Annotated in this window: 14 protein-coding genes; 8 read left to right on the plus strand and 6 right to left on the minus strand. The window is 71.3% G+C overall.

Annotated features, from left to right (window positions below; translation table 11 throughout):
* Positions 1-13: 13 nt before the first annotated feature.
* From ACFPIJ_RS33660 to ACFPIJ_RS33675, 4 genes are all read right to left on the minus strand, one after another.
* Positions 14-490, minus strand: coding sequence for a GAF domain-containing protein (locus ACFPIJ_RS33660; protein ID WP_380121151.1), 477 nt, complete (start codon positions 488-490; stop codon positions 14-16).
* Between the two features lie 99 nt (positions 491-589).
* The gene (locus ACFPIJ_RS33665; protein WP_380121152.1) at positions 590-6,058 is read right to left on the minus strand and encodes an AAA family ATPase; all 5,469 of its coding nucleotides are present in this window, start codon (positions 6,056-6,058) and stop codon (positions 590-592) included.
* Positions 6,059-6,239: 181 nt separating this feature from the next.
* Positions 6,240-7,274, minus strand: coding sequence for a cellulase family glycosylhydrolase (locus tag ACFPIJ_RS33670; RefSeq protein WP_380121154.1), 1,035 nt, complete (start codon positions 7,272-7,274; stop codon positions 6,240-6,242).
* Positions 7,275-7,405: 131 nt separating this feature from the next.
* On the minus strand, positions 7,406-8,062 hold the full coding sequence (locus ACFPIJ_RS33675; RefSeq protein ID WP_380121156.1) for a DUF6226 family protein: 657 nt from the start codon (positions 8,060-8,062) through the stop codon (positions 7,406-7,408).
* 58 nt (positions 8,063-8,120) lie between these two features.
* Here ACFPIJ_RS33675 and ACFPIJ_RS33680 point away from each other — a divergent pair, with 58 nt between their 5' ends.
* From ACFPIJ_RS33680 to ACFPIJ_RS33695, 4 genes are all read left to right on the plus strand, one after another.
* Positions 8,121-9,686: a hypothetical protein gene (locus ACFPIJ_RS33680; RefSeq protein WP_380121158.1), complete on the plus strand. Its 1,566-nt coding sequence runs from the start codon at positions 8,121-8,123 to the stop codon at positions 9,684-9,686.
* A 327-nt stretch (positions 9,687-10,013) separates the two neighbouring features.
* On the plus strand, positions 10,014-11,843 hold the full coding sequence (locus ACFPIJ_RS33685; RefSeq protein ID WP_380121160.1) for a caspase family protein: 1,830 nt from the start codon (positions 10,014-10,016) through the stop codon (positions 11,841-11,843).
* 3 nt (positions 11,844-11,846) lie between these two features.
* Positions 11,847-13,868, plus strand: a complete 2,022-nt coding sequence (locus tag ACFPIJ_RS33690) for a CHAT domain-containing protein (protein ID WP_380121162.1) — start codon at positions 11,847-11,849, stop codon at positions 13,866-13,868.
* The gene (locus tag ACFPIJ_RS33695; RefSeq protein WP_380121164.1) at positions 13,865-14,602 is read left to right on the plus strand and encodes a hypothetical protein; all 738 of its coding nucleotides are present in this window, start codon (positions 13,865-13,867) and stop codon (positions 14,600-14,602) included. The genes ACFPIJ_RS33690 and ACFPIJ_RS33695 overlap by 4 nt, the downstream gene beginning before the upstream one ends.
* 107 nt (positions 14,603-14,709) lie before the next feature.
* On the opposite strand, the gene ACFPIJ_RS33700 is transcribed toward ACFPIJ_RS33695, so the two are convergent.
* Positions 14,710-15,288 carry a hypothetical protein gene (locus tag ACFPIJ_RS33700; RefSeq protein ID WP_380121166.1) on the minus strand — a complete coding sequence of 193 codons (579 nt, stop codon included), beginning with the start codon at positions 15,286-15,288 and terminating at the stop codon, positions 14,710-14,712.
* A gap of 265 nt (positions 15,289-15,553) precedes the next feature.
* On the opposite strand from ACFPIJ_RS33700, the gene ACFPIJ_RS33705 reads away from it, so the two are divergent.
* Positions 15,554-16,249, plus strand: a complete 696-nt coding sequence (locus tag ACFPIJ_RS33705; RefSeq protein ID WP_380121168.1) for a DUF2306 domain-containing protein — start codon at positions 15,554-15,556, stop codon at positions 16,247-16,249.
* 113 nt (positions 16,250-16,362) lie between these two features.
* Here the strand turns inward: ACFPIJ_RS33705 and ACFPIJ_RS33710 are convergent, their stop codons facing one another.
* Positions 16,363-17,364 (minus strand): sigma-70 family RNA polymerase sigma factor, encoded by a 1,002-nt coding sequence (locus tag ACFPIJ_RS33710; RefSeq protein ID WP_380121170.1) that lies wholly within the window; start codon positions 17,362-17,364, stop codon positions 16,363-16,365.
* A 153-nt stretch (positions 17,365-17,517) separates the two neighbouring features.
* Here ACFPIJ_RS33710 and ACFPIJ_RS33715 point away from each other — a divergent pair, with 153 nt between their 5' ends.
* The 3 genes from ACFPIJ_RS33715 to sigJ all read left to right on the plus strand — a co-directional run bounded on the left by ACFPIJ_RS33715 (position 17,518) and on the right by sigJ (position 20,293).
* A complete protein-coding gene (locus ACFPIJ_RS33715; RefSeq protein ID WP_380121172.1) occupies positions 17,518-18,063 on the plus strand; it encodes a dihydrofolate reductase family protein in 546 nt (181 codons plus the stop codon).
* Positions 18,064-18,209: 146 nt separating this feature from the next.
* Entirely contained in the window at positions 18,210-19,400 is a 1,191-nt protein-coding gene (locus ACFPIJ_RS33720; protein ID WP_380121174.1) for an NAD(P)/FAD-dependent oxidoreductase, read from the plus strand.
* Positions 19,397-20,293, plus strand: coding sequence for an RNA polymerase sigma factor SigJ (sigJ, locus tag ACFPIJ_RS33725; RefSeq protein WP_380121176.1), 897 nt, complete (start codon positions 19,397-19,399; stop codon positions 20,291-20,293). The genes ACFPIJ_RS33720 and sigJ overlap by 4 nt, the downstream gene beginning before the upstream one ends.
* The last annotated feature ends 68 nt before the right edge of the window (positions 20,294-20,361 follow it).

Genomic DNA, 20,361 nt, shown 5'->3' on the forward strand with positions numbered 1-20,361 from the left:
GCGGGCAGTCCTGCTACACCAGTGTGCTTGGCTGCCGCACGGTGTCTGCCGGCGTCAACAGGCGGGTCAGCGCCGCGCCGGCCGCCTCGGCCAACGTCTGCAGGCGGGCCAGTTCCTCATCGGTGGCACGGTGCGGCTGGATCCAGTAGACGCCGATTGCCCCGAGCGGATCCTCGACGCGCATCGGGACGATGACGAGGCTCTTCACGAACGTCGGTCGGTACGCCTCCTGCGGGATCCGCTCGTCGACCCGGATGTCCGGCACGATGGCCGGCTGACGATTGAGGATCGCCCACCCGCTGATGCACTGCTGCACAGGGAATCGCTTGCCCTTCCACAGCGGGCTCACTGCGTCCTCGTCGGCGTAGAAACAACACCCGTCTTCCAGCAACACCACGGTGGACCCGTGGGCGTTCGCCAGACGCCTGGCGGTGCCACGGATGATCTGCTGGCCCTGCTCCAGGTCCTGTACCAGGGCCAGGTCACTCACTGCGGTGTCCAGCGGCTCGACTGCACCCCTCATCGAAAGTCCGTCCCGTCGCGATTTCCTCTGGTACGGCCAGGTTGTCTCACCCTTCGCGAGGTGTTGTCATCCTTTCCGGATGATCGTCGCCGGGTCCTGCGCTGCGGGTGAGGCGGCGGTGCGCGGGAACTCCACGCGCAGGCTGGTTCCCGCCCCCCGGGAGCTGTCGAGCGAGAGCCGGCCGCCGAGTGCCTCGACGCGGTCCTTGAGGCCGACCAGGCCGGTGCCGCGGGCGAAGTCGGCACCGCCGACGCCGTCGTCGCGGACCGCGACGCGCAGGACGGTGTCGGCGGTGCCCGCCTCGACGGTGACCGTGGCGGTCGAGGCGTGCGCGTGCTTGGCCACGTTGGTCAGCGCCTCGGCAACGAGGTAGTACGCGCTGACCTCGACCTGCTCGGGCAGCCGCCCCACCGGCTGCATCTCGAGGTCGACCGGGATCGGCGAGCGGCGGGCGAGCGTGCGCAGCGCCGGGCCGAGGCCGCCCTCGGTCAGGATCGCCGGGTGGATGCCGCGGGCGATCTCGCGGAGTTCGTCCAGTGCGCCGGTCGCCTCGGCGACGGCGGAGTCCAGCTGTGCACGGGACGCGTCGAGCTCGGGTGGCAGTGCCGCCTGCGTGGCGCGCAGTTGCAGCGCCAGGGCGACCAGCCGCTGCTGGGCGCCGTCGTGCAGGTCGCGTTCGATGCGTCGGCGCGTGTGGTCGGCGGTGGCGATGATCCGCGCCCGTGAGGTGGTGAGCTCGGCCCGGCTTTCCGTGTTGGCGATGGCGGTCGCGACGAGTTCGGTGAAGTCGGCCAGCCGTTGCTCGGTGTCCTCAGGTAGCCGTTCGCGCCGCGACCCGACGCCCATGGCGCCCCAGACCCGGCCCTCGACCTCGATCGGGCTGGCGACCATCGAACGGAGTCCGACATGGGTGGTCTCGAACAGGATCGCCGACACCGCCTCGTCCACATCGCGGCGAGCCGCGCGGCCGGTGGCCTGGACCGACGCCACGGCCAGGCGGGGGTCGGGTTTGCCGTGCGAGCCCAGTTGGGTGTGCTCGAACCCGGAGCCTCCCATCAGCGTCGCGTCCCCGTCCGGCTCGAACCGGATGATCGCCGTGACGTCGGCGCGGAAGAGCGCGCCGATCTCGTCGGCCACCGTGGCGAACACGAGATCCGGCCCCGCGCCGCGGGCGACCAGCGTCGCCACCCGCCGCAGTGCCGCCTGCTCGTCGGCGATCCGGCGGAATTCGGCGTACAGCTGGGCGTTGTCGAGGGAGACGGCGAGTTGGCCGGCGATGAGCTGGACCGCCTCGAGCCGTCCGGTGGTGAAGGCGCCGCGGATGAGTCGATTCTCGAGCAGCAGCACCGCCTGCAGCGTGCCGCGGCTGTGGATGGGCACGGCCAGCAGCGAGCAGCACGTGACGTCGGTGAAGTAAGGGTCGCGGGCGAAGCGGTCGTCGCGGGTGGCGTCGCCCACGACCAGCGGCTCACGCGTCCGCTGGACATATCGCACCACGGACATCGGCACCGCGTGTTCGGGGCCGGTGCCGTTGACCGGGAGCATGCCGCTGTCGCCGCCCGGCGCAGGCAGCAGCCAGTCCTGCCGGTCGTCGCTCCACAACAACAGGAACACGTCGGTGGCACCGGTCATCGCACCGAGCACGTCGGCTACCCGCGAGTGCAGCCGTTCGACGCTGGTCTCCGAACTCAGCGCCTGCGACGCGGACAGGATGCCGAGGAGATCGAGCGTTCCGGCCGTGACGGCGGCCCGCTGGTAGAGCGCATCATCGGGCTGGGCGGTGCCCTGTGCGGCAGTCCGATCGGGTGGCGGTCGCAGGGTTGGGTACGCCCGGTCGAGTTGGTCGACTTTCGCGGTCGCGCCCCAGGCGAGGTACTCCCGTCGGGCTTCGGCAAGAAGGTTGCAGCCGGCGTGTTCGAGGCCATGGGCGAGGTGGAAACGGGCCGCGCGTTCGGTGATCAGGGCCCGATGCCATGGACGCTGGCGCTGGGCGACCGCACGCAGGGCGGCGTCGAAGCCGAGGGCGGCGGCTCGGAGGTTGCCGACCGCCCAGGCCCGCTCGGCCTCGACCAGCCGCAGCAGGTGCAGGAAGTTCATCGGCGCGTCCGCGGCGCGAGCGGCCAGCCACTGCGTCACGTCGTCCAGTTCGGACAGATGGCCATCGCGCCCGCCATCGCGGCTGTCGCGGATCTGCCGGGCGAGCGCGAGCCCGCGCAGCAGGTAGGCCGCGTCGGTCGGATACGGTCCCACGGCACTGCGCAGCAACGACATCGCCGCCGCGCTGTGCTGCATCAGGCTGGCCGGATCGTCGAAGATGGCCGCCGCCATCCCGTGGGTGAGATGCGCCGGGAGCGGCGTGGGTGTATCGATGGGGTACGCGTCGCCCGCGGTGTCGAAGCTTTCACCGCGCAGCACTGCAACCAGCCACTGGTAGGTGTCGAGCAACCGGCCGGTCTGTTCGTTGCCGGTGCGCCAGAGGAACGTCAGCCCGGCGTCGATCTCGGCGACGAGGCCGTCGAGCGTCGGCGCGCAGTCCACCAGGCCGGACACGGTCTGGTAGTACGAGTAGCCGGCGTTCGCCAGGTCACCACCGGCGATCAGCCCCTCCCTGGCGCGTTGACATGCTCGGACACCGTCTTCGGCCGGTTCGAACCAATGGCTGTGGCCGGCAAGCAGGCAGCGCGCCTGCGAGGTGCCGGGTTCGTAGCCGCGGGCCTCGCCCTGTGCCACAAGCCGCCGACCCGAGCGGTAGCCGGCCGAGAAGTCCCCGCGCAACACCGTAGCGGTGCAGGCGACACTGGCGGGCCCGACCAGGGTGGGGTCCGGGCCGTGCACGACCCAGATCCGGAGCGCCTCCAGGCCGAGCCAGCTGTGCGTGGCGTAGTCGGCGGCGAAGTAGGACGCGGCCATGACCGCATTGAGCAGATGCGCCGTGGCGAGGAGCGCGGGGTCGGTGATCTCCGGCCGGGTCAGGTCCTCGGTGCTGTCGGGGCGATCCAGCCAGCGGTGCAGGAAAGTGAACTGGCGGTCGAGTTCGGCGGGGAGCCGGTCCGCCGTCGGGACGGCGACGCCGAGTGCACGCAGCGACTCGACGCCCAGCCTGGTCGCCTCGGCGAAGCGACTGCGGTGGGTGAGGCTGCTCACCTGCACACCGGTCGCGTCCGCACGGTCCACGACGTTGCCGCACAGCCGCTCGATCGTGCGGAACTCCTCGTCCGCGTCGTCCAGATGCCCCAGGCCGTACAACGCTGCGTGGCGGGCGGTATGCACTGCGACGAGGGTGGCGGTCTCATCCGGGCCGATCAACCGCAAGGCGGCCGTCAGCACCACGTCCACCAGCGCGTGGTCACCGGTCAACGCTGCCTGGCCGGCGGCGCGCCGCAGCAGACCCACGACCCGGTGCCGTTCCGCCGGGTCGCCGACCGCGCCGATCACCGGCAGGTACTGCTCCGCCGCGGCGGCGAACAGTTCCGGTACCTCAGCCAGCCGCCGCGCAACGGACAGCTGCAAGGTGCGGCGCCGGTGCGGGTCCATCGCGCGCAGGACCACCGCGCGGGTCTGGTCGTGCCGAAACCGCACCGCCCTGTGGACCCCGGCCTCCATCACGAGAAGGCCTTCGTCCAGAGCGGGAACCAGCCACGGTTCCACCGTGTCCACGGCAGTCGCGGTCTGCAGCAGGCTCAGCTCGGCGCGCCCGCCGAGACACGCCATCGTCTCCACCAACTGCCGGGACCGTGCCGGCATGGCCTCGAGGCCCGCCTCCAGCATGCCCGCCGCATCGGACCGGCGCAGGCGACGGCGCACCTCCGCCTCGTCCCAGCGCCACCCGTCCGCCGCCGCGGTCATGACGCCGTCGCGGCGCAGTGCGTTGAGCAGCTCCACCGTCTCGTGAGGGTTTCCGGAGGTGTACGGGCCGATGGTCTCGGCCAGTCCCGCCGCCCTTGCGGGATCCACGTGCAGCATCTCGGCGACCATGGTGACGAGATCAGGACCGGGCAGGTTGACCAGCCGCAGGTGCCGCACTCCGGGTTGCTCGCGCCATCGGGCCAGGGGCGTCGCCATCGGGTGCGCCGCGTCGACGTCGTCTTCGCGGTACGCACCCACGAGCAACAGGCCGTCGACCGGCTCCCCGCTCAGCAGCAGGTCGACGAAGCCCAGTGTCGCGCGCCCCGCCCACTGCAGGTCATCGACGAACACCAGGACCGGCCGAGCTCGTGACGCCACTGCGCGCAGGACCTGCACGGCCGCGCTCTGCAGCCGTGCCTGCGCGGTCAGTGGATTCCCGGCCTCGGGCGGCACCCCGAGCAGCGCCGCGAACTCCGGCAGCACCGCCGTCAGCAACCCCGCGTTCGGCCCGAGTGCCGTCAGCATCCGGCCGCGGAACTCGGCCAGCTCGTCCTCCGGCTCGGCCAGCAGCAGCCGACCCAACGCGCGAAACGCCTGGTGCGACGCGTCGAACTCCAGATCCCGCCGGTACTGGTCGAACTTGCCCACCACGAACCAGCCGTCCCGGCCCGTCACCACCGGTCGCAGCTCGTCGACCAGTGCTGTCTTGCCCACCCCGGGCGCCCCGCCGACCAGCACCCCACGACACCGGCCCGTCAGCGCATCCTCGAACGCCGCCCCCAGCACCGCCAGCTCCTCATCGCGGCCCACCAGTCGCGACGGCGGCAGCAGCCGCAGCGGAACATCACATTCACCGACCCGCAGCTGGGCCGCCGCACGTGGATCTGCGTCGCGCACCCGCTGCAGGTCGTGGACCACACCGTCGGCCGTCTGGTACCGGTTGTCCGGCTCCTTCTCCAGCAGATGCATGATGATGTCGGACAACGGCCCGGGCACGGCCCGGTTCACCTGCGCCGGCGCCACCGGTACCCGAGCCAAATGATCATGCGTGAGCCGCAACGGGTCACCGAGACCGAACGGCGGGCCACCCGTCGCCAGCTCGTACAGCGTCGCGCCCAGCGCGTACAGGTCGGCCCGCTGATCCACCGGCCGGGCGGTGCGCCCGGTCTGCTCCGGCGCCAGGTACGCCAACGTGCCGACGATCTCGGTGTGATGCGTGAACTCGGGACGAAGCTCAGCCAGCGACGACGCCAACGCGAAATCCACCAGAGACGGCGCGCCGTCGCGGGAGATCACGATGTTCGCCGGCGTGATGTCCCGGTGCATGACACCGCGCCGGTGCATCCCCGCCACCGCCTGTGCCAACTGCACTGCCAGTGCGATCAGGTCCCCGGCGGACGGCGGCCTCGCCAGCCCGGCCAGGCTCGTGTCACCGACGTCCGACATCATGATCGACCCGGGCTGTCGTGGCGTCTCCACCAGCTGCGCAACGCCCGCAACGCCGCGCAGTCGCTCCAGCATCGCCGACTCGTGCTGCACCCGCCGCTGCCCGTCCGGTCCCAGCGGGTCCTTGCGGATGACCGTATGCCCAGCGACAAACAGCCGGGTGACGCGGGTGTGTTCGGTCTCGTGCACGAGTTCGCCCCGAACAGGCGGATCCCGGCCCGACGGCACCCCGCCCGTTCCCATCCGGCACCTCCACGCACACCGCACGCCGTGATCACCCCGTTTTGTGCCTAGGTGACCATTCACAATGCTAAGACGGAGGCGACGATCCACGAGTGCACGCGGCGGAAAGCCCGCCCAGGACCGGGAGGTCGCGCATTGCACGGACCTGGCCACAAGCGGTGCGGCGGTGCGCGCGCCGGTACTACGGCCGGTAGACGGTTGCCTCATGGGCGGTCTGCCGGATGCCGTTGGGACCGTCGAACACCCGCCGGCCCCACCAGGTGAGCGACTTGGCGTTGAACTGGTCGACCATGTCGAGGTTGCTGACGTCCCCGCTGTTGCCGCTCCAGGACCAGGCGAGATAGCCGACGCGGTCCGCCTGCGCCTCTGACATGATCGCGTCCTCGTCGACGTCGCCGTCGTGATGGGTGTACGCGAATTCGGTCACCGTGATGGGAAGCCTCGCCTGGATGTACCGGCCGAAGTAGTCGTGGACGGTCGTGGCGCGGAAGAAGGCGCCGTACATGTGAATGGAGAAGACGGTGTTGCGATCCGGATCGCCGGCGAAGACGTCGGCGGCGTGGTCCCGCATGGTGAATGACAGGTCCTGACCCCAGTCGGGCGCGTCGACCATGAGGGTGTGATGGATACCCGCCTGGCGCAGCCGGCGGATCGAGTCCGTCGTGTCGCCGGGCCAGGTGCGGACGTTGTCGAGGACGTAGGGTTCGTTCGCGACGTTGATGATGGCGTACTTCTCCTGGCCGACCAGCGCCTGGCGAATGCTGATCCAGTAGTCCACCGCCCGCGCCTGCGGAACGGCTTCCTTGCGGTAACCCCACCCTGTGGTGTCGTGCACCACCAGGACGCAGATGAGGTGGTTGCGCCGGCACAGCCCGATCAGGTGCGCGACGTCGGCGGCGTCGTCTCGTTTCGCGGTGACCCCGGTGGACACCTCGACACGCACGGTGTTGGCACCCATTGCCTTGACATCACTGAGCATCTGGGCCGTTCGCTGCGGATACACGGCGTAACTGTGGCCCACGCCACGCATGACGAATTCATTGTCGTTGGCATCGTAGAGACGCCCGTCGGCCACGTGGAACCCGGTTCGTAGCTGTCTCCCAGCGGAATGATCCGGTCGCCCCAAGAGATCCGAATGGTGCAACCACCCCACGAGGATGACCGAGGCGACGACCGCGATGAGCACCGTACCCGCGATCATGGTGCGCATGCTCATGACCCACCTCGGACCGGATCTCGTGACGCTGACTCCTCACCCCGCTCACCCCGCTCACCCCATGAGGGCCCGACGAGTGGGCGCAGGAGACACTTCCCCGGCTCCGCCGCGCCAACCCCTCCCGCTGCACGTCAGTCGAGCCAGGAACGGCCCACGAAGGACTCGGTGCCGGCGGGCAGCGGCGGGGTGTCGCCGGCACTGAGCCGTCGGCAGAGGTCCATCACGTGCCTGTGGTCCAGGTGGTGTACACCGCCGTGCGAGCTGCCGCCGTCCGGATGCCAGTGCGCGTCCCAGCCCTGGCCCCGCAGCACGACGGATGGGCCACCGACGACGGTGCCGATGGTCAGGTCGACCGCCTCGAGCAGGTCGTCCGAGCCGCGGTCGCAGGCGTCGCAGCCGCAGTCGGGCAGCATCTGGAGCTGGGCCGCGGGCCGCACGACACTGATGTGCAGCACCGGCAGCGGCGTGTCGCGCTCCAGCAGCAGGAGCGGCAGCGTGCCGGGCCGCGGCGGGCTGAGCCGGACGCCGCGGTCGAATCGGTACGGGTGCACGTCGTTGATCCGTGCTGGTGCGAGTGGCTCGGCCACGACACCCGGCAGGCGGGTCAGGGCGCCGGTCCACGCTCGGGCGCGGGCGTGCACGATGGCGTACCGGTCGGGCCGGGTGAGCCGGGAGTACTCCTCATCCCGCGCCGGTGCCGCATCCGGGTGCGGGTCGGGCCAGGTGGGCATGCCGAGGCCGGCGTAGTCCGTGTCGACCTGCGCCCGCACCTCGTCCAACCGCACCATCCTGCCGACGATATGCGATCGCCGGCCGCGCGTGACGGCGTAGGGCACGATGGGAGGCATGCTGTTCCGTCGATGGAGGACCCCGAGAAGCGGCCAGGCCGTGCTCGCCAATGCCCTCTACCGGCACGACCGCCGGGACCGGGAGCGGATCGACCGATGGTGGGCGGCCGGCGGCGACGACCGTGACAGGGTCTGGCGCGGGGCGTGGTTCCTGCTGCGCGGCGCGTTCTTCAGGTTCGGCAACCACGAGCAGCCGAAGCGGGTCGCGCCGGTGCTGGAGTTCCTGCTCGAGCCCGAGCCGACGTCGCCGTACCTGCCGCGCGTCCGGCTGACCACGTGCCTGCCGCAGGTCGCCACCGATCCGCCGCACGGCGAGTACTTCGGTGATCCGGACCTCCGACGGCTCGTCGCCGCGGCGCTGGAGTATCCCGATCCCGTGCTGCGGCAACGGCTGGCCGACCTGCTGTCCGTCACCGACCAGCCCGGCCTGCTCGACGCCCTGGAGGTGGAGTTCCGGCTGCGGGCGCGGCCGGATCACTACATGTACCTCGGCGTCGCGACGCGCGGCTTCGTGCCCCAGCCCGGCCAGTGGCTCGCCGGCGTGCAGGGCAGGTTCCTGCAGATCGTCCTGGCCAACCCGAATCTGCCCCGGCCGCCCGGCGAGCCCGGGGACATCGACCTGGCGCTGCTCGCGCTGCTGAAGGACCGGTCCGAGCTGCTGCCGTTGTACGACCAGGGCGCACTCGCCGAGCGGCTGCTGCAGTACCTGGGCACCTGGCTGCCCGAGGACATCCATGCACGGTGCCGCCGCGCCTTACGAGAGCTGTCGGACCGGGCTGGCGTCGCGGTGGTGTGTGACCAGGCCGTCCTCGGCGTCGCCGAGGCGGTCGCCGCGGCCCGCGACGCCAGGTACCGTCCGGCCGATGCTGCCTTCACGCCGGTCTTCCTGCTGCTCACCGGGCAGTTCGAGGCCTATCGCGCGAGCGATCCGGACGGGCGGCTCCTGCAGCTGGCGTGCACCGCCAGCGGAACGAGCCTCAGCGAGGACGTCATCCTCGGCCGGGTCCTGGCAGTCCTGGACCGTGATCCGCCCGCCGATGTGGTCGCGGCCGTGCGGCGGTCCCTGCGCGACCTGGGCCCGACGGCCGGCGTCTCGATCGAGAGCTTCAGGCGCGGGTCGATGCGACGGGCGGTCCTGGCCCGCGCGCTCGAGCTCGAACCGGAGGCGGTCGCTGCCGTGGTCGAGGCGGGCTACGTCCCCGAGCACCGCGACGATGAGGAACTGCTCCCGCTGCTCTTCCTCACCGGGCAGTTCGAGCGGTACGACCGCGAAGACCCGGACGGCACGAGGCTGCGCACTCTGCTCGCCGCCAAACGACACCGGTACAAACATCGGCATTTCCGGACCGTCGCGGAGCGGGCGGGGCGCCCGGACCCCTGGCCGCCCGAGGAGCCGCCGCGGCGCAGTAGCCGGTCGTCGACCAACCACGGCACCTCCGGACCGAGCAGCTACACCGGCCACGACGCCGGCGGCTACGGCGGCGGCCACGATGCCGGCGGCTACGGCGGCCACGACGGCGGTGGCGGCCACGGCGGCGGCGGTTTCGGCGGCGGCAGCTTCTGACCCGGTTCGACGACAGCCGGGCAGGCGCGCGAGCGCCGGGCGAGCACGTCAACGCTTCGCTGGCCGGCGCCGGGCGAGCGCACAGGGCCGGCCGGACGGGTCAGTACACCTCGAACTCCTGGAGCCACACGCTTGAGCTGCGCCGGCGTACGGGTACGAGCCGCGGACCGGCAGGTCGCCGTGACCTGGCTGCCCGGAACGGGCCGCCCGTTCGTGCCGAACCGGAAACCGATCGGCCCGACAACGTCGCGCAGACTCCGTGCGGCCCGGCGCGATTCATATTCTTGCGACGCACGATGCCGCCGACGGTGAGGATTGTGGAGCGACGTGACGGATCGCGCCCTGGTCATCGCGAGCCAGATCCTTGGGCTGTTCGGATGCCACAATGACGCCGATCTGGCCGTCGACGTGCTGAAGTCGCGCGGCTTCGAGGTCACCTCACTGCGGGAGGACACGGCAACCCGGGCCGGGGTGCTGGAAGCGTTCGAAGCGTTGATCCGGGAGACCCAGCCAGGGGACGGCGTCGTCGTCTACTACTCCGGGCACGGTGGCCGCGCGACGACGGACCTGCCTGGCGCACCCTCGGAACTGCGGTTCCTGTTGCCGACCGACGTGGCGGAGTCCGGGCCGGAGGACTTCCGGGGGATCCTGGCGGACGAGCTGAGCGTGCTGCTGTGGCGGCTGACGCTTCAGAGCCCGAACGTGACCGCGATCCTGGACTGCTGCTACTCGTCGCGGATGGCGCGCGGTGAGGAGGGCCCGCGGGCGCGCGGCTGGGAGGAGGACTGGCCGGTCGCGGCCGTGACACGGCGGTGGCAGGACGCGGCGGACGCATTCGGCCGGCTGGCGGCCGCGTCTCCGGACGCGCCGTGGAACGACGCCAACCCTGATGCGGTACGGATCGTGGCATGCGGCTCCCTGGAGCTCGCGATGGAGGGCTGGTCCCGGGAGCTCCGCCGGAGCCATGGCTACCTCACCGCTGCGCTGATGCCGATCCTGCGCGACGACCCGTACGTGACTTGGGCGGAAGCGATCGACCGGGCCCGTCCGCCGATCATGACCCGCAACCCGCTGCAGCGCCCGGAGGCAGCGGGCCCTGCAGACCGGTTGGCGTTCACGACGACCGTGCGCATGGCCGAGCGTCCGCATCCCGTCCGGGTGGACATGGTGACGGGCCAGGCGTGGATCGACGGTGCCCGCGTGCACGGCATTCGCACCGGCGACGAACTGCTGCTCTCCGCCGCCGGACGGCTCCCGGACGAGGCCGCGCACATCGTGCGGGTCAGCCGCCTGGAGGGGGCGGCGGCTGCGCTGACCGCTCCCAGCGGGGTCACGATCGAGGGGGTCGCGCACCCCTGGCGGAGCACCGGGCAGGACATGTGCGTGCGGGTCGCCACAGTGGACGACGCGGCCGTCGCAACCCTGACCTCGATTCCGGGCGTCCGCGTCGTGACGGAGGGCGACGAGGCGGCGATTGTGACGGTCTCCGCCGGATACCTGCTCCACGACGGCGCCGGTCTCCTCCTGCACCGCGACCCGCTGCTCGGGCTGGACCGGCTGCGCCGCTTCGTCGACGGCCTCGTGACCTCGGCCCGGCTGCGCAGCCTCGGCGACGAGCCCGGCGACCTGGACGCACCCGTGGAGTTGCGCCTCGACGGTGCCGCCGGGCCGGTCACGGACGGCGCGGTCCTGCACCCGGGTGACCGGATCCGGATCGCGGTCACCAGCAGCCCGGACGCGTCGGCCGCCGTCTATGCGAGTGTGCTCGACGTGGGTCTCGCGGGCCGGGTCACGATCCTGAACGACGCCGAACCCGCAGGGATGGCGCTCGCCCCCGGCAGCAGCCGGGCCATCGGCGAGCGACCCGGCGGGCGGGGCCCGGGCCTGCCGCTGGTCTGGCCGGCGACAGTCCCGGCGGATGCCGCCCGCTGCGAGACACTCGTGGCGGTCTTCTCCGACGCGCCACAGGACCTGCGCAGACTCGCTCAAGAGAGGGCCAGCGAGCGCGGCGGTCCGGGCGCCGGCGGCACGCTCGCTGCGCTGCTGCGCTCCGGCACCCGCGAATTCCGCACCGGGACGGAAACGGCGCGGTTTGCGATACGACAGGTGACGTTCGTGCTGTGCCCGGGTGGCACGGCCTGCGCGTGCGGGATGTGACCGGTGCGGATCACATTCCTGGAGGAGAGTCTGGAAGCGCAGCACGAGGCCGTGTACGCGGTGTGCGCCCTCATGCACGCATCCGGCCCGGCGGAGGCGGCGGAGGTGGTGCGGATCGAGCCCGCGTTGCGCACTCCCGCTGCGCTGGCCTTCGTCGGCGAACTGATCGGAGACGCCGCAGCGTCAGGCCTTTCGCTCGGCTATCTGGAAGCGTTGCGGAACATGCTGAGCCGGCTGCCGCCGCTGGAGGAACCCGAGCAGCGCGCCGCACCGGCTGGGCATGCAGGCGCCGACGGCCTACTGCAGGCGCGGGAGCTGCTCGGCCAGGACCGGGTCGAGGAGGCCGAATCGGTGCTGGTCCGCACCGCCGAGGCCAGCCGGGAGGCCGGTGACCTGCGGTCGGAGGGGCACGCCGAGGGCATGCTCTGCGACCTGATCCTCCGCACGGTGTGGCCCGCGCCGGGTTCCCTCGAACGGCTGGCCCACCACGCGGACCGCGCCGTCCACGCGTTCTCCCGCGCCCGGGACGACACCAGCCTGGCTGCGGCGCTGCGCCGGCTGCTGGTGGCCGCGCTCGGGCTCGGCGACGAACCGCTGCTGACGGAGACCATCGGCCGGCTGGGCGTGGTGGATCCGCGCGGCATGCCATGGTGGTTCACCTACGTGCGGGCGGTGCAGAGCGATGATGCGCAGTACACCCGCGCCCAGCTGGAGTGGTGCCTGGAGAACACGGCCAAACTCGGCTCCGACGCCGTGACCTGGATCCCGCTGTGCGAGCACCGGCTGGCGGTCGCCACCGGCTTCGCCGGTGAGCTGTCCGCCCTGCCAGCCGCCCTCGCCGCGGAGCCGCCGTCCCCGGCCCTGCGCGAGCGCCTGGAGGTGCTGGCCGCGCGAGCGGAGCGAATACGGGCGACGACCCGGTCCGGGGCGATCCACCGTGGACTGTCCACTGTGTATACGCCGGTCTACGAGGCGCTGGTGCGCTGCGTGAGCGGTGCGGATGCCGTCGACGTCCTGGAGCGCAATGCCAGCCGGTCCCTGCTGGCCGCCACCGCTGCGGCGGGCGACGACACGCTCGACGACCTCGTCCGCAACTACGTGGCGCGGCCGACCGACGCGAGCCGGCACCTGCTGACCGTCGGCCTGCGGCGGCAGCGTGACCGGGAACGCATGGCGGCGCAGCGGATCCGGGCGACCGGGGAGGTTCCGTCGCCGGTGACCGTCGCCCGTCTGCGTGCGTTGCTCGACGAAAGCGACGCGGTGCTGGTCCGGGGCAGGTGGCTGATCGATCGGGACGGGATCACCGAGGGCGAGGTAGACGGGCGGGTGGCGCCGGGCGCGCGGCTGTTCGTGGTCCCGGAGGCCGAGGCATGGGCGGCGCCCGTCGAGGCCGACCTGACCGCACGCTACCGGGTCGGCCGGGTGCCGAATCTGAGCATCCTGGCGCGGATCCTGCAGACCCCGGCCCGGCCGGCATCCATGCTCCTTGCCTTCGCCGACCCGGACGGCTCACTGCCGTACGCGCGCCGCGAGGGCATGGCGGTCGCTCGCCACTACGCCGAGTCCACGGTGTACACCGGCGCCGATGCCACCCCGGACCGCTACCGTGCGGAGGCCGGCGGGGCGGACGTCGTGCATCTGGCGTGCCACGGCTTCTACCTGCCGGAGAACCCCGACTACTCCGGCCTGCGGCTGGCCGATGGCGCGCTGCTCTGGTATGCAGACGTCCGTCGAACCCCGCTGTCGGCCGCGCTGGTCGTGCTCGGCGCCTGCCACGCCGGGACCGGTGAGATCCTCGCCGGCGCCGAGTACGTCGGGCTGCCCGGCGCTCTGCTCGCCGCCGGGGCGCGCACAGTCATCGCACCACTGTGGCAGGTTGACGATGCGCTCACCACGGACCTGATGGGCCACTTCCACCGCCACTATGCCGAGACCGGCCGGCCGGCCGAGTCGCTGCGGCACGCCGGCACGGCGATGGGCACCACAGCCACCGTGACCGCGTTTCAGCTGTTCGGTGCACCGTGACCGAGTCCGTCGAGCGGGACCTGAACCCGCCCACCGCCGTGTCGCCGGAGCTGCCATGGGAGCTGTGGCTGGGGTACGACCTGGAGCAGTTCTACGAGATCTTCGGTGAGCTGTACTTCGTGGCCTTCACCCTGCCGCCCGAGACGGTCGAGGAACTCGGGACGGTCCGCCGATGGACCGTGTATCAGCTGCGACAACTGCGCGTTTCCGGCATGCTGATCGACGCCGCGGACTACGCCGTCCGGGACCTGACCACGTGGACCCAGCGACGGATCGTCGCCGATCCGTCGCTCAACCGCCGCCGCCGGTCGATCCGGGACACGTTCGAGCTGCTGCTGCAGGTCGCCGGCAGCCATGTGCGCCCGGAGCGCCGCCGCTACTACGACCTTGGCGTGATGTTCTACCGGTTGCGGATGTGCGTCGACACCGAGCAGTTGCGTGACGCCTGGCCGGACTGGGTGCTGAGGGGCTGGCCCGGCATCGTCGAGGTGTACCGGCGAGAACTGGACCGCAGCGCCCGAGTCCTGATCGACGCCGTCGCCGCGGACGACGCCGACCCGGCACTGTGGGAACTGGACGACGCGTTCCGGTCGCTGGCCGCTCGCTTGCGGGCCGGCGGCGCGCCGGACGACGAGCTGTACCGCCGGATCGCGGCGGCGGCGCTCGCAGCTGGGCTGCTGAACCCACCGAACCGCGCAGACCGGACCCCCGGAACTGGGGTTGACCCGGTTTGAATGTGGAGTGTCGGCGCCGGGTGTTGTACCAGCCCTGGATCCAGGCGACGCACGAGCAACGGCCTGGCACAGCGACGCCGACCGGGCGGGCTGACCACGGTCATGTCTCAGGGGTGCAGGAGTTGGGGCAGCACCGCGAACTGGTCCGGGGTGCGTGTCTGCCACCCGGGCAGTGCCCGGACCCGGGTCCGCCCCTCTTCGACGGTGTCGTAGACGCGCTCGCCGACGATGAAATCCCGGGCCACGTCACCGGAACCGCTGTAGACGACGACGTGATGGTCCGTCTGCTGGTGGCTGCCGTCGGCGTCGGGGACCGAGTAGGTGTGGGTGAACTTGCGCACGGCGACCCCTTCGATGTGCGTGCGAGCCCGCTCGAAGTCGCGCCGCCGTCGCCGCATCAGCACGGCGCGGGAGACTCCCACGAGCAGCCGCAGCGCGAGGGCGCCGAAGTACACGGAGAGCAGGGGCATGGCGAGGTCGCCCAGATCCCACCTGTCGGAGGTGGACACGAGGCTGAGCAGGCCGGCCGTCCACAGGATCGCGGCGCCGTAGACGATCCAGGCCGGCCAGGCGCTGAACCGGATGATCGGCGGCTCCTGGATCCGCCACTGCCGCCAGCCACCCCGGTCGTCGTGGACCCAGCCGGTGCTGTTGTCCCGCAGGGCGGTCAGCGGGCTGTCGTGCACCTGGCCGGCCGGCCCGGCGGCTGCCGCACCGGCGCGGGTCAGGGCAACAGCGTTGCCGCATACGCGGCGATCCAGCCTGCTTCGATCACAGCCGCGATGAAGAGGTCGCTCACGTGCGCAGGGTAGTGACCTCGTGCAATGCCCGAAGCGTCCGCCGGGTATCGGCGTGGTGACAACGGTTGTTGCCATTTCCGGCAATCGGCGCTGCAATGGACCGCATGGCGACCCGGGAAGGCCAGAGCGCGGCGTCTGTGGTCGCGGTGGCATGAACAACCCTGCCCCTGCCGCGCGCCGGCCCGCCGGTGTCCCCAGCCGCGCCACCGGTCGCGGCTCCGGCTGGCCGGTCCCGGCCACGCTGATCGCCTTGAGCGCCATCCCGCTCATTGCCGGAGCGTTCCGCCTGGTCCAGCTCGCCGGCGGGCCGGCGACGATACCGGCCGACGACCGGTTCACCTTCCCGGCACCGCTGGTCGTGCACATCGCCGGCGCCGCCCTGTACGCACTCGTCGGCGCCTTCCAGTTCGTCCCCCGGATCCGGCGGAACCACCCGAACTGGCACCGCCGGGCGGGGCGCGTCGTGGCCGTCGCCGGGCTGCTCGTCGCCGGATCGGCGTTGTGGATGACGCTGCTGTACAGCCAGAAACCCGGCACCGGCGACCTGCTCTACGTCCTGCGGCTGGTGTTCGCCGCCGCGATGGCCGGCAGCCTGGTGCTCGGCTTCGCCGCCGTCCGCCGCCGCGACATCGCCCGCCATCGCGCCTGGATGATCCGCGCCTACGCCATCGGCCTGGCCGCCGGCACGCAGGCATTCACCGAGGGGATCGCGGTAGCTGCCTTCGGCGACGGCGAGCTTGTCGGCGATCTCGCCAAAGGCGCCGGCTGGGTCATCAACCTTGCCGTCGCCGAATGCCTCATCCGGCGCCGCCCGTCCCGCCGTGCGGGACCGGCGCCGGCCGCATGAGGACGACCTGTGCCTCCACCGCGACGGCGAGTGGCTGAACACCCTCACCTACGCCCTCCTCGCCGACGAACGGAAGTGATGACCAGCGGCGGCGCGCGGCTCGCCGCCGGTGGTCAGGCCGGCAGCGACCGGGGGAGCCCGAACGCCGGCAGGACGGTGTTCTCGAAGCGGGTGTAACCGCGGATCTGATCGCCGGCGAGGGTGAGCACGAGCAGGCCGGCGGCGTGGCGGGCGCCGGTCGAGGTGTTCGGGTAGATGCCGAACGCCGGCTGCCCGTTGGCCCGCGTCGGCACCAGGTCGACCGCCCTGCCCGGGCGGACGATGCTGGCGTAGAACCTGGCGGCGTCCTCGCGGCCGTGGTATTCGAACGGCATCGGCGGCATCGTGACGAAGACGTCGTCGGTGAGCAGGGCGATCAGCGCGTCGAGGTCGGCGGATTCGTAGGCGCGGACGAACCCCGCCACGATCGCCTGTTCCGCGGGTGACCCCGCGACCGGTGCCTGTTCGCGTTCGGCGCGTGCCGGCACGCGCTGCTGGAGGCCGGCGCGGGCCCGTTTGAGGGCGCTGTTGACCGAGTCGAGGGTCGCGTCGAGCATCTCGGCGACCTCGTCGGCGTGGAATCCAAGCACGTCGCGCAGGACGAGGACGGCGAGCTGGCGGGGTGGCAGCAGCTGCAACGCGGTCACGAAGGCCAGGGAGATGGCTTCGGTCTGCTCGTAGCGGGCCTCGGGGCCCGGCGCGCTGACGGCGCCGTCGAGCAGAACGTCCGGGTACGGCTGGAGCCAGACGACCTCGCCGAGCCGCGTCGGCTCGGGTGCGGTCGTGCCGGGGACGCTCCATTCCTTCGCGGCCCGCCGGCCGGCGGTGCGCAACGCGCTCAGGCAGCGGTTCGTGGCGATCCGGTAGAGCCACGTGCGCACCGATGCGCGCCGCTGGAACCCGCCGAGCGCCTGCCACGCCGCCAGCAGCGTGTCCTGCAGGGCGTCCTCGGCGTCCTGGAAGGAACCGAGCATCCGGTAGCAGTGCACGTGCAGCTCCCGGCGGTACGGCTCGGTCAGATCCCGGAACGCGTCACCGTCGCCGGCCCGTGCCTTCGCCATCAGATCGGTTGCCAAACCTGTTCCCTCCGTCCCGTGCGCGCCGCGCCACCCACGGCCCCACCCAGTGTTGACGCCCGGGGCGGTCCGAACTGGGCGGTCACCGGACGCCCAGTTGGCGCACGTCGCGGCGTCTGCATCGTCGGTACGTCCTACGAGAGGGAGTTTGAGATGCGAAGAGTCATCGTTTCGACCTACGTGACGCTCGACGGCAGGGTCGAGGAGCTGCAGGACTGGACGATCCCGTACAACAGCGACGCGGCCGTCGCGTACCACTCCGACCTGCTGAAGGACGCCGACGGGCTGCTCCTGGGGCGCAGCACGTATGAGATCTTCGCCGCCATCTGGCCGCCGAGAGCGGGGGAGCTGGCCTACGTCGACAAGATCAACAGCATGGCCAAGCACGTCGCCTCGAGGACGCTCGCCGCGGTCGGGTGGCAGAACTCCCACCTGATCGAGGGCGACGTCGCCGAAGGTGTCGACAAGCTCAAGCGCCAACCCGGGCAGAACCTCGTCGTGTACGGCTGCCGCGACCTCATGCAGACGCTGCAGCAGCATGATCTCATCGACGAGTACCGGTTCCTGGTGCACCCGGTCCTGCTCGGGAAGGGTCGGACCCTGCTGCCTGACGGTGCGCCGGCGGTCCGCCTCGACCTCGTCGACAACACCGTCATCGCGCCGGGCGTTACCGTGCTCACGTATCAGCCGGCGCGGTAGCCCGGGCCACCAGCTGAGGGGCGGCGACCGGAGCGGGCACATTCCAATCAAGTGCCGCTCGCCCGGTCGGCGTGTCCGGCGTACCACTGCGGGGTGATGCGCGTCACGTCGTGTCAGGTCTCGGCGCTCCCCGGTGTCTTGGGGGCATGACTGAGCACAACGACACACGCCACAGGGTCGTCGTCATCGGCGGTGGTTACGCCGGAACGCTCGCGGCCAATCATCTGCGGATGCGGGCCGGCGTCGGCGTCACCCTGGTCAATCCCCGGCCGGACTTCGTCGAACGAGTGCGGCTACACCAGTTTGTGGCAGGCACCGCCGACGCCACGGTCGGCTACGGCGGGCTGCTCGGCGACGGCATCCAGCTGGTTGTGGACAGCGCCACGCGCATCGATACCGCCGCGCGCGTAGTGCTGCTAGCGTCGGGCCGGACGCTGGAGTATGACTATGTCCTCTACGCGGTCGGTAGCACCGCGGCGATACCGTCATCGGTGCGTGGCGCGGCCGAGTTCGCGCACCCCATCGCCGAGTTCGAGTCCGCGCGGCGGCTGCGCGCCAGGCTGGAGGAGTTGCCCGTCGGGGCTCCGGTCACCGTGGTCGGCGGCGGGCTGACCGGCGTCGAGACGGCCGCCGAACTGGCCGAGCAAGGACGGACGGTCACCCTGGTGTGTGGCGGCACCCTGGTGTCGTCATGGAGTGCGTCGGGTCGCCGATACGCCGTCAAGTGGCTGTCGCGGCACGGTGTCACCGTGCTCGAAACTGACGTGGTAACCGAGGTTCGGCCGGATGCGATCGTTCTTGCCGACGGTACGACGCGTTCGAGCGCAGTGACCGTCTGGGCGACCGGTTTCGGTGTGCCGGAGTTGGCGGCCGCGAGCGGGCTGCGGACTGACACGCTCGGGCGGCTGCTCACGGATGAGACGTTGACCAGCATCGACGATGACCGGGTGGTCGCTGCCGGGGACGCCGCAGCGCCGTCCGGCCAGCCGCTGCGGATGAGCTGTCAGGCCGCAGGGCCGTTGGGGGCTCAGGCCGCCAACACTGTGCTGAGCCGCATTGCGGGGACCGAACCGGCGGTGATCAACCAGGCGCTCACGGGATCGTGCGTCAGCCTCGGCCGGCACACCGCCATGCGCCAGCTCGCCCGCAGGGACGACACCGCGGTGAACATCTACATCGGCGGCCGCCTGGGTGCCGCGATCAAGGAGCTGACCTGCAAGGTCGCGGTGTCGAGGATCCGTCGCGAGGCCCGCAAGCCGGGTTCCATCGGCTGGGTCAAGGGCGGTCGCCGGCTGCAGCAGCCGGCCTCCGTTGCGTCGGTGGGCACGTCGCAATGACCACGGACGAGCATGCCGAGCGATTCACCCTGTTGCGGCCGTTACTGTTCACGATCGTCTACGAGATACTCGGCTCGGCCACCGAATCCGACGACGTGCTGCAGGACAGCTATCTGCGGTGGGCCGAGGTGGACCTTGCGACGGTGCGGGACACCAGATCGTATCTGGCACGGCTGGTGACCCGTCAGACGCTCAACGCATTGCGGGCAAGTGCGCGCCGTCGCGAGGACTACGTAGGCCCGTGGCTGCCCGAACCGCTGCTGCTCGATGACACCGACCCCTCGGCCGATGTGGTGCTCGCCGAGTCGGTGTCGATGGCGATGCTCGTGCTGCTCGAAACGCTCACCCCCGATGAGCGTGCGGTGTTCGTGCTGCGCGAGGTGTTCGGCTTCGGCTACGACGAGATCGCCGCAGCGGTGGGCAAATCCGTGGCGACGGTGCATCAGGTGGCGCACCGCTCCCGCGAGCACGTGCAGGCGCGACGCAGGCGGTTCCAGCCCGTCGACGCCGCGGAGACCATGCAGATCACCGAGCAGTTCAGGACCGCGTCGGTCACCGGGGACATGGCCGGGCTGCTGTCCCTGCTCGCGCCGAACGTCACCTGGACCGCCGACAGCGGTGGCAAGGCCACTGCGGCGCGTTCGCCGGTGGTGGGCGCGCAGAAGGTGGCCGGCCTCCTCATTGACCTCTTCCGCACAGGCGGGCGGATGCCGGGTATGCGGATCCAGATGGTCAACTGCAACAACGGTCCCGCGATGGTCGCGCACATCGGCGATCGTCCCGAAGGTGTCCTCCTGATCGAGATCATCGACGGGAAGATCACCAACTTCTACGTCGTCCGCAATCCAGACAAACTCGTCGCGATGACGGTCCGGCGTCAGATCAGCCGATAAGGGCCTGCAGGTCCTGGCGCCGTCGACGGCATCCGTCGTCGTTCTCGCCCGCAATTCGGGTGGCAGCC

The sequence above is a fragment of the Dactylosporangium cerinum genome (genome assembly GCF_042653625.1).
GTDB lineage: Bacteria > Actinomycetota > Actinomycetes > Mycobacteriales > Micromonosporaceae > Dactylosporangium > Dactylosporangium cerinum.

Excerpts from the sequence above, each read along its gene's own strand:
- ACFPIJ_RS33670 (WP_380121154.1), bottom strand. The coding sequence starts at position 7,274 with ATGAGCATGCGCACCATGATCGCGGGTACGGTGCTCATCGCGGTCGTC.
- ACFPIJ_RS33715 (WP_380121172.1), top strand. The coding sequence starts at position 17,518 with ATGCGAAGAGTCATCGTTTCGACCTACGTGACGCTCGACGGCAGGGTC.
- ACFPIJ_RS33720 (WP_380121174.1), top strand. The coding sequence starts at position 18,210 with ATGACTGAGCACAACGACACACGCCACAGGGTCGTCGTCATCGGCGGT.
- ACFPIJ_RS33705 (WP_380121168.1), top strand. The coding sequence starts at position 15,554 with ATGAACAACCCTGCCCCTGCCGCGCGCCGGCCCGCCGGTGTCCCCAGC.
- sigJ (WP_380121176.1), top strand. The coding sequence starts at position 19,397 with ATGACCACGGACGAGCATGCCGAGCGATTCACCCTGTTGCGGCCGTTA.
- ACFPIJ_RS33680 (WP_380121158.1), top strand. The coding sequence starts at position 8,121 with ATGCTGTTCCGTCGATGGAGGACCCCGAGAAGCGGCCAGGCCGTGCTC.
- ACFPIJ_RS33665 (WP_380121152.1), bottom strand. The coding sequence starts at position 6,058 with ATGGGAACGGGCGGGGTGCCGTCGGGCCGGGATCCGCCTGTTCGGGGC.
- ACFPIJ_RS33675 (WP_380121156.1), bottom strand. The coding sequence starts at position 8,062 with ATGGTGCGGTTGGACGAGGTGCGGGCGCAGGTCGACACGGACTACGCC.